At 36.0% G+C, this 15709-nt stretch carries 8 protein-coding genes; 6 read left to right on the forward strand and 2 right to left on the reverse strand.

All coding sequences use genetic code 11. The features are described 5' to 3' along the window. Positions 1–713: 713 nt before the first annotated feature. The gene (locus tag Q1A18_RS04805; RefSeq protein WP_299577791.1) at positions 714–4811 is read right to left on the reverse strand and encodes a two-component regulator propeller domain-containing protein; all 4098 of its coding nucleotides are present in this window, start codon (positions 4809–4811) and stop codon (positions 714–716) included. A gap of 123 nt (positions 4812–4934) precedes the next feature. On the opposite strand from Q1A18_RS04805, the gene Q1A18_RS04810 reads away from it, so the two are divergent. Both Q1A18_RS04810 and Q1A18_RS04815 read left to right on the forward strand, forming a co-directional pair. After that, entirely contained in the window at positions 4935–5159 is a 225-nt protein-coding gene (locus Q1A18_RS04810; protein ID WP_299577792.1) for a hypothetical protein, read from the forward strand. 457 nt (positions 5160–5616) lie between these two features. Further along, entirely contained in the window at positions 5617–9441 is a 3825-nt protein-coding gene (locus Q1A18_RS04815; protein WP_299577793.1) for a polysaccharide lyase family 8 super-sandwich domain-containing protein, read from the forward strand. A 246-nt stretch (positions 9442–9687) separates the two neighbouring features. Here the strand turns inward: Q1A18_RS04815 and Q1A18_RS19090 are convergent, their stop codons facing one another. Then, positions 9688–9804, reverse strand: a complete 117-nt coding sequence (locus Q1A18_RS19090; protein ID WP_363322876.1) for a hypothetical protein — start codon at positions 9802–9804, stop codon at positions 9688–9690. A gap of 932 nt (positions 9805–10736) precedes the next feature. On the opposite strand from Q1A18_RS19090, the gene Q1A18_RS04825 reads away from it, so the two are divergent. The 4 genes from Q1A18_RS04825 (at position 10737) to Q1A18_RS04840 (ending at position 15681) form a co-directional block, all read left to right on the forward strand. Further along, positions 10737–11927 carry a 6-bladed beta-propeller gene (locus Q1A18_RS04825; RefSeq protein WP_299577795.1) on the forward strand — a complete coding sequence of 397 codons (1191 nt, stop codon included), beginning with the start codon at positions 10737–10739 and terminating at the stop codon, positions 11925–11927. 125 nt (positions 11928–12052) lie between these two features. Next, on the forward strand, positions 12053–13219 hold the full coding sequence (locus tag Q1A18_RS04830; protein WP_299577796.1) for a 6-bladed beta-propeller: 1167 nt from the start codon (positions 12053–12055) through the stop codon (positions 13217–13219). A gap of 76 nt (positions 13220–13295) precedes the next feature. After that, entirely contained in the window at positions 13296–14474 is a 1179-nt protein-coding gene (locus tag Q1A18_RS04835) for a 6-bladed beta-propeller (RefSeq protein ID WP_299577797.1), read from the forward strand. A gap of 97 nt (positions 14475–14571) precedes the next feature. Then, positions 14572–15681, forward strand: a complete 1110-nt coding sequence (locus Q1A18_RS04840) for an efflux RND transporter periplasmic adaptor subunit (RefSeq protein WP_299577798.1) — start codon at positions 14572–14574, stop codon at positions 15679–15681. The last annotated feature ends 28 nt before the right edge of the window (positions 15682–15709 follow it).

Below are 15709 nucleotides of genomic sequence, written 5' to 3' on the forward strand. Positions count from 1 at the left end.
CTCAGAATTTGTGCTTGTTTCCAGTGGCTAGCCATGTTTATAAGCACTTTAATTATTCTTATTTCAGCATCTTTTTTACGTTGACGTTCTTGTTACCTTTTTCGTCTTTCTTCTCCGATTCAACGGCGTTATTTCAATTCATTCGATTTCTATCTTTGCATATGTCTCAAAATAGGCTAAAATTTCAGCTAAAAAAGATTCTAATGGCTTATTTCCGTTAACCATTCCTTTTGATGATAAGGGCGATTGTCATGCACAAAAGCAAGTATCCCACTTTGATGGTATGTTCGGTTTTTCCAGCCATGCTTATCAGTTTCATAAGATATCTTGCCTTTTTATAAACTTGATTGGCAGCTTTTCTCAAAAAATGACCACATATGTTCCATGATTTTTACAAAAAAATCATGATGTATTGCAATAATAATTTTATTAATATATCATATTAGCAAAGCTAATATTTGACTCTGATCACATGATATTTATTTCTCCACGTTCAGTAGTAATTAGGAGGCCTATCGAGTTCACCTTTAATTTCATTAAATGAACAATACACTTTAAGCATGATAAAAGATATGCTAATCTAAAGTGAGGCATTGGATTTTTTCAGCACTGTGTCTTTTCCTTCTTTCATCTTGTTTTTGACTGCTTAAAATTAATAATTTGTCTAAATTTAATCTGGCCGATTTTCATGGAAGGCTGCAAAAAGGATAAGGTTACAGTTTGCAAGAGAACAAATTTCTGATTTCGGATGGTGTTTTATTAAAATGTTTTTTAAATTCTCTGCTAAAATACTTCTCATCCTTATAACCAACTGAATAAGCTATCTCAAAAATCTTTAGTTCCTTGAGCTTTAAAAGTTCGTAAGACTTGTGCAGCCGAATGGATTTTATAAAATTATTAACCGACATGCCTGTCAAAGCATTCAGCTTTTTATAGAGAATTGGAGCGCTAATATGAAGAGATTTTGCTAAGTCAATAACGCTAAAATCTTGATTTCCCAACTCTTTCTCAATAATCGATGTTATTTCTTTTAAAAACTGTTTGTCTTTCTCATTTAACAAAGCATTTGTTTGTTCTTGATGTACAGTACTTATATTGATAGTAGTTTTATATTTTTCCCTTAGTAACTCTCTGTTTCTCAATAAACTTTTTATCTGAGAATCTAAAACACTCATACTAAATGGCTTAGTTAGATATGTATCAACTCCAGATTGAAAGCCTTCTATTTGTTGATCATTGGAATCTAAAGCTGTTAGAAAGATAATGGGAATGTGATTCGTTTGGATATTTTCTTTTAGTTTACAGACCAAGTCATAACCATTCATTTTAGGCATCATAATATCAGTAATAATAATGTCAGGTATATTTTTAATAGCTGATTTTAACCCTTTTCCCCCGTTTTTGGCTTTTGTAATGTTATAGCTGGTTTTTAATGAATTACAAATAAAATGCCGTAAGTATTTATTGTCTTCTACCAGTAAAATATTAATAGGTTTGCTGTCTGATGAGGTTTTATAAGAAGGCGTGATATCTTCAGTTATTTTATTGGATAATTTTGGGGAAATAAGTCCTGAATTTTCAATAATACAATGTGTCTTTAAATGGTCTTTACCTTTCAACAAAAATACAGAAAAACAGGTTCTGTTCTCTTGATGTCTTTTCCTAATGGCTTTATGACTTTCAACTTTTAAAATTCCTCCGTGCAATTCAACAATACTTTTTGACAATGCCAATCCTATTCCATAACCTATGTCATGCTGTTTTGAGTATTCTCCTTGATAATATCGCTGAAACAAATTTTTCATTTGATCGGGTTCAATTGCCTTTCCATTATTTATTATTTTAATTTCAATATTGTCTTTATGATTTAATACCATAATTTGGACTATTCCTCCCTTATTTGAAAATTTGACAGCGTTTGAAAGAAGGTTGGTAAATACTTTCTTCATTTGTTTCGGATCAATCCATACATTCAATTCCTCTTTAGATAAAAAAACAGGGGTAATGTCTTTTTTTAAAAATTCGTTTTGAAAAGCATCACATAACAGATGTAAATAGGGAATAAGATTTACCCTAGAAACCTGTAATTTAAGATTTTGGGTTTCTGCCTTTCTAAAATCCATTAGTTCTTTTACCAAACTTAGTAAGTTCTGTACATTGCTTTTTAGAATATCGATATTTGCTTTTTGCTCGAGGGAAACATGAGATATTTTTTCTGTCGAACCTAAAATCAGAGTTAGATATGTTCTTATTTCGTGACTAATATTTGTAAAAAATTGAAGTTTCATTTTATTTACTTCTTGAATTCTTTCTCTTTCAAGGCGTTGATGCTTTAGTTCATTACGTTCTCTAATTCTAATTAAACTATATCTTCTAATAACCAGAAATATGCTAGTTAATAACAAGGTATAAATTAGATAAGCCCAGCCGGTTCTCCAGGGAGCAGGATGTATTCTTATTTTTAATGATGCGCCTATTTCGTTCCATATCCCATCATTATTGGAGGCCTTCACCTTAAATCTATATGTTCCAGCATCCAAATTTGTATAAGTGGCCGATTTTTTATTCCCAATATAATTCCAGTCAGAATCAAAACCTTCCAGTTTATATGCATATTGATTTTTGTCAGATTGTGAATAGCTTAGTGCTACAAAATTAATGTTAAATACATTTTGAAAATGTTTTAAGGTAATTTCGGAAATTGAATCCGTGATATTTAAATATGGCTTGTTATTTACCTTAAATGAAGTTATGCAAACAAGAGGAGTAAAGGTGTTCTCAGTGATGGTGTTTGGATTAAATATGTTTAAACCATTGGAGCCTCCGAAAATTAGGTTTCCGATACGGTCTTTAAGATAAGCCCCATAGTTAAATTCATTGCCCTGTAGCCCATCCGACTCGTTAAAGTTTTTTATTTGTCTCGATTGAAGGTTAAGTCTGCTAAGTCCATAATTTGTACTAATCCAAATATTGTTATTGTCATCAGGTAGTATCCCGTAAATAACATCACTTGGAAGCCCTTGTAGGTGATCATATTTTTTAGTGTTACCAGTAATCAGATTATGGCAAAATAATCCATCACCATCAGTGCCGATCCATAGATTATTATTATGGTCTTGGTATATAATTGAAACCGCAGCACCCATTCTGTGAAAATCATGCTCTTTGCCCACAAATGGAATGGGGGTTAGTTTTTTAGTTTCTAAATTTAACTTTGCCACCCCCCGATTGCTTCCTAACAAAATATGGTCTTTATCTGGTATTTCTACTATTGTATTAACATATTTCCCTATAAATGTTGTGTCGGCGACACGTATAATAGACTGACTTTTGCGGTCAAAAACATTAAGTCCTCCTCCGGAAGTGCCAATCCAGATATTTTTATTATAATCTTCTAATAATGATAGAATCCTATTGTCACTAAGACTGGTTGTATCACCGGGAATATTACTATACTTTTTAAAAATAAATGGTCGCTTTTTAGGATTTAAAACATTAAGACCTCCATTATGTGTCCCAATCCAAAAAATTCCGTCATGATCCCTGATCATGGCTTTCACATTGTTTACACTAAGACTATTTGGATCATCACTATTATGGGTATAGTATTTAAAAGCTCCCTTGTTTTTATCATAAACGTTAATACCTCCTCCTTCTGTACCTATCCACAGTTTGTCGTCCGGTGTCTCAATAATGGAGCTAACTACTTTGTAATTTAGTTTGGTATTGTTTGTGCCTGACGTGAAATGTCTGAATAGATTACAATTCCTGTCATAATAATTAATTCCTCCTGCATAAGTTCCTATCCACATATCCCCTTTGATATCCTGACATATTTCAAAAATGGAATTCTGACTTAAACTGTTTAGATTATTTTCGTCATGGGTATAGTGGAATATCTTATTCTTTGTTTTATTAATAATGTACAACCCATCATAGGTGCCAACCCACAGCATTCCATTATAATCTTCACAGATACTGCGTACTTCGCTAGTAATGGCTAATCCGGACTGAGGAGCTGTTTTAAAAAACTGAAAGGCATCCTCTTTTTTGTTAAAAAAAGCCAACCCATTTCTGTACCCCATCCACAGAGTACCTTTAAAATCTTCATATAAAACTGGATTATAGTTTTTATTAATCTTCATTGTGTCTTCCTCCGGATAAGCATAGTGCTTAAACACTCCTGTTTCCGGATCAAATAATTCGACATTCATGGATGTTTTAATCCAAACCCTACCATCATTTGTCTTCAATATCGCACCTAATGCACTGGAGGACACCCCATTGACATCTCCCCTCCTATGGATGTATTGTTCAATATCTTCGTTTTCGGTGTTCAAATTGATCAAACCCTGATTTGTGGCAAGCCATAAATGTGTCTTATTGTCTTCAATGATACCCAGTATTCTATTGTTACTTGCATAGAATAACGAGTCCAGGCTTTTAATTCGTTCGAAGGATTCCGTTTCAGGGATATATCTATCCAACCCATTTTTGGTGCTAATCCATAAATTACCTAAGTCATCTTCAAATAGGGTCACTATGTAATTATGGCTTAAACTAGTACTATCCTGTGCACTATAACGGTAGGTCTTGAATGAATCGCCATCATACTTATTTAACCCATCTCGGGTTCCAAACCACATAAATCCCTTCTTATCCTGTAAAATACATAGTACCGAACTTTGCGACAGCCCCTCATTTACTGAGATGTGTTTAAATTTTAGACTTTTATGATTGATTTCTTGCTCTTGACCAAAAACAAGTGCCATGGTGAAAAAGAAATATACTATTAATAAGCCTTTGTACATGTCATTTTTTAGATGAATTGTATTCTTTAAAATTTTAATCTAAATATAATGGTTTCTCATTTGGTTATTTTGATCAAACACATTTTCATTGAGATTAAAAAAACTTCGTCTTAGACGGAGGTAATGGACAATCGGCTAAGTCTTTTTATTCTGCCCACCATTAAAATAAACAACAACATGGGTGAATTTAGACAATTATCACCTTTGTACTATACATGTGATTACCAGGTAGCTTTTGTTCTGAAGCATCGTTTTCGGATACTGACAGGAACAATGAAAGCACAAGTAGAAGAGCTTCTTAGAATCAGTCAATGGAAAGAAGTAGAAGTTTTAGAACAGGCCATTTGATTATGTTCACATGGCCTGTTCCATCCCTCCCTAGATTTCAGTATCTGACTTTATGGGATTGTTGAATGACAAGTTAGCCATGCGAATTCTGCAATCTTATCGAGTTTAAAACAAAAGCTTTACAGGGGCAATAGACTTTTAGATAAGAGACTATTTTGTTAGCACCATTGGTCTGGATGAAGAAATGATTAGAAGGTTTGTTGGCCATCAGGAAAAGGATTCGGCATTAAAATTTTTCCTTTTTAGGTTGAAATTGAAAATTAATGGCACGTTCTCTTTGAGGATAGTTATTTACTTAGGTAGTTTAAAATATCCCCCCTCTTTTTTTAAGAAATCCAACCTAATGAATTAATTGGGTTTTTCATATTTGTCAGACTTTCTCGAAGCTAAAAATTAGTTTTTGGTTTCAAGAAAAATGAATGTTGCAAATCTAAAAACTAATTAAGCAAAAACAATTATGAAAATTAAACTTCTACTCTATTTAACATTGCCATTATCAATTTTGTTTTTTAACTTAGCAAGAGGACAATCCGATTTTGATATTATCTCTGGAAGAATCGTTAATAAGATTTATGACGACATACAAACACCAACGTCATTAGACAACAACATAACAGGGTATTTGAATACGATCCAGACAGACGGAAGCTGGAACGACATAAACTATTCGGATACTTCTTCTTCAATATGGAGGCCATATGATCATCTGGCAAGAGTTTTAAATTTATCGAAAGGTTACACCTTGTCAACGAGCTCTTACTACCGGAATGCTTCGTTATATATTGCAATTATTAATGCCTTAGAGTATTGGAATACGAATGACTTCCAAAGTTCTAATTGGTGGTGGAATCAAATAGCTAATCCAAAAATAATAGGAGAAATATTATTATTGCTCAAAATTGGACAAACAGCAATCCCCGCCGATTTGGAAACCAATTTAATTAGCCAGATGAATCGCGGTAACCCCGAAGCGCTTACTGGTGCAAACAAACTTGATGTTGCAATTCATTTTCTTTACAGAGCATGTATAGTACGGGATGAAACACTGCTGCAATATGCTCTAAGCCAGGCTTTTGAACCGATTCAACTTACTACTGAAGAAGGAATACAATACGACTATTCGTATCAACAGCATGGTTCTCAACTAATGATAGCTTCTTATGGTTCAGTGTTTTTAGATGGAGAGTTTAAAATAGCTTCCTATGTTAGAGAAACTGCTTATAGTTTACCGGACCATCAGCTGGAGATCCTTTCAACATATTACAAAGACACATATTTGAAGGCTATTAGAGGGGCTTACATGGACTTTAGTGCAGATGGAAGAGGGATAAGCGGAAAAAATGCACTTTTGAAGAATAAAGAGCATGCTAGGCTAGAAACAGCAAAACTAATAGCTCCAGCCTATAATTCAGAATGGGATGCAGCCATAGCTCGGACGACCGGATCTGTATCGTCGAAATATATGATAATGCCAAACCATAAACATTTCTATAGCTCTGACTATACTAGACATCAGCGTTCTGGATATAACCTTAATATTCGGACTGTATCATCCAGAACTAAACGTACCGAATCAGGGAATGATCAAAATCTAAAAGGAAAATTTTTACCTGATGGCGCTACAACAATTCAGAGAAGAGGTGGCGAATACTATAATATTATGCCTATATGGGAATGGGATAAGATACCAGGGACCACTTCTGGAGATTTTACTCAAATACCTGCAATAACTGTTTTGTGGGGAGAACCCGGGAGTACAGAATTTGTTGGCGGAGTGAATGATAGCCTTTATGGGGCAACCACATACGATATGAGCTATTACAATACTAAAGCTAAAAAATCTTGGTTCTTCTTTGATAAGGAAGTTGTGTGTTTAGGAGCGGGTGTTAACAGCACTTTGTCAGAGAATATTACTACTACTATAAATCAATGTTGGTTAATCGGCGCAGTAACAGTGTCATCTACATCCGGTGGAACAAATGTTCTACCCGCGAGTTCTCTAATGCAATATACAGCCCCCCGTTGGGTACAACACGATAGTATTGGCTATTTTTTTCCTCAAGGTGGAGATTTAAAGGTGAGTAATTTGACACAAAGTGGTAATTGGTATGACATCAATAGAAGTCAACCCAATGAGGTTGTCAGCGGAGATGTATTTAAAATGTGGCTAGATCATGGAGCACAACCCTCAAGCGATACGTACTTTTATATAGTTGTGCCTGGACAAAGTAATACTGCCGAAATGGAAGCATACGATCTTAATGCCATCACAATAGTTGAAAACACTTCATCAACACAGGCAGTGTTAAATTCAACTTTAGACATGATGCAAATTGTGTTTCATGATGCGGGAACGGTTGTAAGTGGACCAATATCTGTAACAGTGAACAAACCCTGTGTGATGCTGCTGAAAAATGTAAGTAGTACCCGAGTGGATGTTTCGATAGCAGACCCTGCACAACAGCAAAGCAACATAACAGCCTATTTTGAATTACCGGCTATAGAAGGAGTAAAACAACTTGACTTTACAATGCCGGTAGTACCCCATGCAGGGGCCACTGTTAATAAAATTGTAGATGCAGAAACCCCAGACAAGGTTACATTACAACAAGGGTTGCCGATTGTGGCGGTGACAGCCAGTAGTGATGACGGGAATATGCCTGGAAATACTATTGACGATAATTTGAACACTCGCTGGTCGGCTCTAGGGGACAATGAATGGATTCGGTATGATCTAGGGTCTGTTAATAAGCTAATGAAGGCCAGCATTGCATGGTATAAAGGGAACGAGCGAACATCTTCGTTTGACATTGAAGTATCTTTAGATGGTATAAATTGGATAAACGTATACAGCGGAGTATCCAGAGGAACAACGCTTGAACAGGAAGATTATGATATTACGGATACGTACGCCAGGTATTTTAGAATAGTTGGACATGGTAACTCCAATAGTATGTGGAATAGTATTACTGAGACAGATATTTTTGGTTCCCCAAAGACCATTGTTTATACAACGATTGCCGATTCGTATACCCGAGATGGTTCATATGCCAATACAAACTATGGTACGGCACCACACTTGGTGGCCAAAAATGATGCAACAGGTTATAAAAGAGAGACATTTGTTAAGTTTAATGTCGCCTTACTTCCGCAAAGTATTGGCAAAGCAAAGCTAAAAATGTATAGTAACGGTGCAGCCAATACGAAATGGGAGCTTTACAAGGTGGGGAATAATTGGACTGAAACAGGTTTAACAACAAATAATGCCCCTGCATCAGAAGTACTTGTAGCGACTGTTTCCGGAACACCAAATGCTAGTTTTGCTGAATGGAATATAAAGCCGGTATTAGATACGCTATCGGGCACCGAAGTTTCTTTTAAAATTGTTTCTACGGCTATTGAAGAGTTCACCACGTTTGCCTCGAAAGAAGCTTCAAATTCTATGTTAATACCAAGCATTGTTGTAGAAGAAGCTTTTGATGTTACGGTTGATGTAGTTGCTGATTCTTATACCAGAGATGGTTCATATGCCGATACAAACTATGGTACGGCAACACATTTGGTGGCCAAAAATGATGGAACAGGTTATAAAAGAGAGACATTTGTTAAGTTTGATTTAAGTGGCATTAATGATAATATAACTCAGGGAAACCTACAGATGTATAGTAATGAAACAACAAGTTCCAGTTGGGAATTATATAAGGTAAGAAACGATTGGACCGAAACTGGAATAACAGCAAACAATGCCCCATATACAGAGGTTTTGATTGCGACTAGTCCCGGAACGAGTAGAGCGGAAAACGTAATATGGGATGTCTCTAGTGTATTGGATTCTCTGGCAGGGAATATTGTATCGTTCAAAGTGATTTCAACGGTAACAGGTGAATGGACTACATTTGCTTCTAGAGAGGCCGTAGATACTAATACGCATCCTAAGTTATTAGTGCAATTCACAGGAGGTGAGCCTAAGATTCCAGAGGAAAAGGTTAAAAATGCGAAGATTATAAATGCAAATTATCAGGAAGAGAAGGAATTGGTTGAGCTTGACAATTCCATTATTGTTTATCCTAATCCTGTGCTTAATAGTGATTGTACGTTACGCTCTGATAAGCCGATAGTATCAATTAGCTTATATCATATTACGAGAGGAAAAATCTTCGATTTGAAGGGGGGGGATAGAAAAGTAATAAAAATACCATTATACAACCTTCAAACAGGTATGTATATTATTCATGTAAGAGGAGAAGATTATCAAAAACAATTGAAAGTTATAAAGCAATAAACTTGGCAGGCATAATAGAAATTCTTTAAATTCAGCACTATTTCATAACCTGTGTAACAGATTATGCCGAAGATCAAAAAGAGGAACCTGCTCTTAAACTCAGAGCAGGTTCCTACAAAAAAAGTGGACATTGAGTTAAGCTATGCTGCCAATTTTTGTTTATTAATTGATTCCGCAAATTCCACTGGCGACAAATAATTCAAAGCAGAATGGAGGCTCTGAGTATTGTACCAGGTTTCTATACATTCAAAAACAGAAACTCTCGCTTGCTTTTGATTCTTCATAAGAAAGCAGGTATTCCCAAAAAAAACACTGCTTGAGTTTAAAGTCTTGATGTTTAATTCGGAAATGAACCTTGGAGATTTGGCTAAATGGATGTTTAAGCCGTTTTCCTGTTTAGGGAAAATATTGCATTGTTTTTCCCGTACGATTATTTTCATCGAAATCGATTTACCGGATAATTGTTGTTTCATCCCATAACTTAGAAGTTCTAACTTTGTATCTTTTAAAGAGCTCTAAAGTATCAGTTTCGCCAATTTGTGATCTTAAAACTGAAATAAATTATTCTGCTTGTAACCTCGCTGTTCTTAATAGGTCTTTATTGATGAAACTAACTTATTTGTAGGATGATTTCAGCTTTATCATTGAAATCGGATGACAATAAACGGCTTTTAGACAGTATATAATTATTATCCTGAAAGTATTGTTTGGGCGTATTATCGTATCGCTAATCCGTAATCCAGTTAAACACGAAAACAGTGAAGCTGAATTTCTGTATCGGAAAGTAAAGCTCCACCCAAGATAGAAAGCATTACTGCAGAAATACTAAAATTGGTTGCCCAATTAATTTTAGCGTTTCTGCATTCAATATTTTTAAAATACAAAATCCCCCAAAAGGTAACTATCGGAAAATAAAGCCCCAGTGAAGCACTCGTAGTTCCCTTCCCCATTTTGTCTACAAGTATCAGGCAGTTTGTAGAATAACCTGCTTGACTTAACCTTATCCTATAAAAAATAACGGACAATGCCCTTGCCTAATTGAATTAGCGTGTATTCGACAGATCGGTATACTAGCGCTAGTTGGCAATAAAATAACTATCCCTTTAGTTGGTCATTAATCCCCCAACGAAACAATCAACAAACAGTCTAGCAGAAACAAAAAAACAGCACCTGCTATCAAACATATTGTTCCCGAAGACAATATTTCCCATATTGTGCATAATCAAAGTTACTTCTTATTCCATTAAGATAACTTATAACCCTAACTATCAAGACTAACCCAATATTGAAATATAATGTCAAACTACAAAAAAGCAATCGCCCAGTTTCCTGTGTTATTTACCGTATGCTTGATGCTTTTGAATTCAAGCTGTAATAACTCCAAGACCAATCAACTAAAAACCATTATTCCTGATTTTAGCAGTGAACCGTCCGTTGAGTTGACTGATGTCGCTTCGCAGATAAGCTATCTGCCCCTTAACGATTCTATTTTACTGGAGGACATATACAAACTGAAATCGTCGGAATCGCTCCTATTCATGCAATCCGAGGAAGGGTCAGTAAATGTTTTTAACCTTGAAGGGAAGTTTGTAAATCGTGTGGGTAAGCTGGGAGAAGGACCTGGCGAAGTTTCGAACCTTGTAGACTATGCCATCGATAAGTCCGCAAAAAGAATCTACATTCTAAATCGATTCAAGTTGTTAATGTATGATTTTTCAGGCAACTTCATAAAAGCAATCAACTTACCCATAGAAGAACATTTCCAGAACATGAGTTTCCTTAACAACCAGATTTATTTGTTTGATTCCTTTGATTTTGGCAAGTTAAAATACAATTGGTTTATTGTCGATTCCTCAGGGCAGGAAAAAGGCCATAAACTAAACACTGTTGAGCCTTTCCAATCCTCCATGTCTTTAACAAACAAAACCTATTTTGAAGATCAGAGTGAAACTTACTACTGGAACTATTTAAATGATACGGTCTTCAGCATGGGCTTATCAAACCACCAGCCTCAGTTCATTTTTGCTCAAACGAACGAGCGTGTAAAACCCACCGACCTTATAGACCCTCCGTCGTTTATGCAAATGAATGCTTTTCTGCTAACATCCATTCTTAAAAATGGAAGGTTTTTGGTGCTGGATTATATTTCAACAAAAAGACAAAAAAAGGTAATGGGAATTTATGATTGTACTAAAGAAAGCTATCATGTGGCCAGTAATACAGATTCCAGATCCAATAATTATGGTTTGCCCAATAATTGGGATGGAGGCTTGCCCTTTAGTCCGAAAGCAAAAGTTTCATTAGAAGCTGGCGAGTTTCTTGTTTCCTGGATTCATGCTTACCAACTTAAAGCACGCGTAGCTTCCAATGCTTTTAAAAACGCTACCCCTCTTTATCCCGAGAAGAAAAAGGAATTGGAGAAACTGGCCAACAGCCTGGATGAAAACGACAATCCGGTTTTAATGCTGGTGAAGTTGAAAGAGTGATCGGACAACAATAAAAGCCAGGATAGCAGTGATGAATTCCTTTTCTAAGCACTGTTAACCTGGTTAAATGTTCGCCAAACAACAGTCCATAAGGTTGAGCGTTTATCGCCAATCTTTATACTTAAATGCACGAAACAATGCGAAGAACAATAACTTTTATCCTAATTTCCTTGTTGGCAATATCATGTCATCATGAAAAGCAAGACCAGCAAGAGCCAGAACTGCACCACATAAATCTTCTTGGAGATTCCATCAGTAACTCTCCCATAAAACTTAGCAGCATAGCAACTAAGCTGCGCTATGTAACACTTGAAAGCAATTCAGAAACGAGAATAGCTCCTGGTAACCGAATTTCAGTACTGGACTCTTTTATTATCAATACCGGGTTTCAAAAAATATCTTTATTCTGTGCAAAAACAGGACAATTTATTCGTGAGATTGGGGAACATGGCAGAGGACCCAACGGTTATCTAGCCACAAGCTATTGTGTTTACAAAGATCCCCAAAGGGGAATCATAATTAATGCGAGAGGATCGAAGTATTCTCTATTGGAATATAATGTATCCGGACAGCTGATCGGGAAGCTTGAAACGTTTCCATGGACCCGATATGTAACCCGGCTCAATCAAAAAAACTATGCTGCTTTCTTTGAAAACGACCGGGGCACTGACTCCCGCATGCGCATTTACAACCAGCAGGATGGAAAAATTGTATCCGAATTTCCAAATTACAAACAAACCATAGAAGCTAATGTCGTTCGTAAATTAGGACCTGAAGGATGGTTCTATTACAAGGGGGATAGTCTTTTATTTAAGGAATACCTAAATGATACCATCTTTCGGGTGACTGAGCAAAAACTGATCCCAAAATTTGTATTTAACTCGGGAGAGTTTAGCCCTCCATATGAGGAACGGGAAACTTTTAACCCGGTAGATTATCATAGGATTGACTTAATCATGGAATCAAAAAGATACTTGTTTTTCAGATTTATATTTAAGAAAAAAACACACTTTAGTCTCTATGATAAAATTACACGCACAAGTAGGATATCTTCCCTCGACAAACAGCAAACATCAGGATATAAGAATGATCTTGACAATTTTGTTATGTTTTGCCCGCAAGCCTTAAGCAATAACAATGAGCTTGTTGGTTTTATTGAACCATACCAACTGCTCGAATGGTTTAAGAAAAACCCCGAACAAATTCCCATGCTTCCACCACACTTGCAAAAGCTTAAAAATATTGAGAAGTATGATAATCCGGTGGTGGTTATTGCAACACTTAAAGAATAAAGCTGAAAAGAACTCTTTACTTTGAAGTAATGTATCTCTTCGCTTATCTCTTTATTGACGTAAAAAAATATAAAGAATGAGAATAACCTACCTAATATGGACTATCGTAGTTATTTCTTTTGTAAGCTGTACAACACAGAATAACACGGAAACTTCCTTGACGCGTTTCAATATTGAAGATACAAACAAAACATCTAAAGTGCGACTGTCTGATTTAAACGTAAAGAGTATTCAATACGTACCTTTAGAAACTGACACTAATTTTTTAATGTCGGATATCAATAAACTGGTTACAACTGACAGTACGCTAGTTATATTTGATTTTAATACTAATTTCTTTCACTTTGACCTTAATGGCAATTTTATTAATAAAATTGGCACTATTGGAAAAGGGCCACAAGAATATCAGTTTGCATTCGACTTTACTATTGACCATAAAAAGAAACAACTATTGATTCCAATTATGAATGAATCCAGGTTAATGATTTACTCATTAAATGGAAAATTTATTAAGTCAATTCCTTGTCCTAAGTATACAAGAAATCTATTTCATACCGATGAAGGAATAATATGTCGGTGTGATTATTACGGGGGTAAGTATAAAGGAGAAAACTCAATATTCTTGATTGATGATAAAGGAAATATTATAAAAAGATTTTCGGATAAATATAAGTATATAAATACAAGCTTTACAAGTGGCTTTAGAGAGGAATTTTTAATATACAACCACCACGAAAATGTATATACAAAGGAGATATACTCGGATACAGTGTTTGTTTTCAAAAACTTGAAATTTGAGCCAGCATTTATTTTAGATCATGGGGGAAAAACGATTTCTGTAGAAGCACGAGAGAAAATCGACAATTTTGATTCGTTTGCAGCAATTGCTGATCAACATTCCAAGGAGATAAACATGCTGCTTTGGGGCGATTATGTATTTTCAGAGTTCTCCTTTCAAGGAAGTTACTATAACTTCTTCGGTTCATTTCACAACAAAGATTTCAATATTATTACAAAAGATCTAATTATTAACGACATTGATGGAGGCCCAGGTATTCTATTAAAAACAACAATAGCTAAAAATACAGCTATCAGTTGGGTTAATGCCTTTGATCTTAAAGCCCACGTAGCTTCCGATGCCTTTAAAAACTCTACCCCTCTCTTCCCCGAAAAGAAAAAAGAACTGGAAAGACTGGCCAACAGCCTGGATCAAAACGACAATCCGGTTTTGATGCTGGTGAAATTGCAAGAGTAATCGTACAGCGATAAGTAGAACAAGCCTTTTACTGCTGCAATTAGACATCTACATAATTTTTGCTAAATTACATCACACTAAACAAGCACCTAACTCCATGAAAAAAAACAACTTTACAAGCCATAAAAAGACCTACGCCAATAGTTGGAGCTCACTATTCCTATTCCTGGCAGTGCTTGGAGTATACGCCTGCACAAGCAAAGCAACACAAAGCGAAGAGACAGATACCAGTACAAGCTTACTTGAAGAGAAGAGCTATGTAAAAACGACCACCGTTGATCGGGAAGATTTCACCATTGAAATCATCAGCAATGGCAAGCTGGCTGCCATCCAAAAAGCTGAGCTCTATTTCGAAAACCCGGGACTAATTGAAGCGATTAATGTTCAAAATGGACAAAGCGTTCCTGGAGGATTCCAGCTTGCAAATCTGGAGAACGACAGTTATCAGTTTGTCTTGAAAAAAGCGAAGTTAAACAAAGAAAGAGCCGCAATTGATAAGCTTGATGTCTTGATTGGCATGGGCTACAACCAAAAAGATAAAACAATTGATTCAAACCACGAATCAATCGCCGATATCCGATCAGGCTACAATCAGGCTCTGATTCAATACGAAGAGGCCAGCATGCAACTGGAACGCACCAACCTGACCGCTCCGTTCTCCGGCAAAATTGAAGGGATTACCCAGCGACAACACGAGAAAGCCAACCTTTCAAAACCATTTTGTACGCTAATTAACGATAAACGATTTTTCATCAACTTTCCGGTACTCGAGCCTGAAATCGGACAGATAAGCCTGAACCAAAAGGTAAGCGTCTCCCCTATTGCCGGTGCACAAACATCAACCGGCAAAATAACCGAAATCAATCCACGTATCGATGAAAATGGCTTAATCTGGATCAAGGCAGAAGTCAAAAATCCGGGGGATTACCTGGAGGGCATGAATGTTAAGGTGAGTATTAAGAAAACCATTCCCAATCAATTGGTGGTTCCCAAGCAAGCCGTTGTCTTGCGGCAAAACCGCGAAGTCCTTTTCCGCTATACCAACGGAATAGCCTTCTGGACCTATGTAAATGTTTTGGATGAAAATGAAAACCAGTATTCGGTAGAAGCTGCAGAAGCTGCGACACTAAATCCGGGTGACACCATCATCATATCCAACAACCTAAACCTGGCCCACGAATCAAAAGTGGAGATGGAAGAGGAATAGTTTGAGAGGGTTTGAAAAGTTCTCAAAC

It is taken from the genome of uncultured Sunxiuqinia sp. (assembly GCF_947495665.1).
Classification (GTDB): domain Bacteria; phylum Bacteroidota; class Bacteroidia; order Bacteroidales; family Prolixibacteraceae; genus Sunxiuqinia; species Sunxiuqinia rutila.

What these genes read in the sequence shown, in the direction of transcription:
- Q1A18_RS04810 (WP_299577792.1), top strand. Translation starts at nt 4,935, where the DNA reads ATGGACAATCGGCTAAGTCTTTTTATTCTGCCCACCATTAAAATAAAC.
- Q1A18_RS04825 (WP_299577795.1), top strand. Translation starts at nt 10,737, where the DNA reads ATGTCAAACTACAAAAAAGCAATCGCCCAGTTTCCTGTGTTATTTACC.
- Q1A18_RS04815 (WP_299577793.1), top strand. Translation starts at nt 5,617, where the DNA reads ATGAAAATTAAACTTCTACTCTATTTAACATTGCCATTATCAATTTTG.
- Q1A18_RS04805 (WP_299577791.1), bottom strand. Translation starts at nt 4,811, where the DNA reads ATGTACAAAGGCTTATTAATAGTATATTTCTTTTTCACCATGGCACTT.
- Q1A18_RS04840 (WP_299577798.1), top strand. Translation starts at nt 14,572, where the DNA reads ATGAAAAAAAACAACTTTACAAGCCATAAAAAGACCTACGCCAATAGT.
- Q1A18_RS04830 (WP_299577796.1), top strand. Translation starts at nt 12,053, where the DNA reads ATGCACGAAACAATGCGAAGAACAATAACTTTTATCCTAATTTCCTTG.
- Q1A18_RS04835 (WP_299577797.1), top strand. Translation starts at nt 13,296, where the DNA reads ATGAGAATAACCTACCTAATATGGACTATCGTAGTTATTTCTTTTGTA.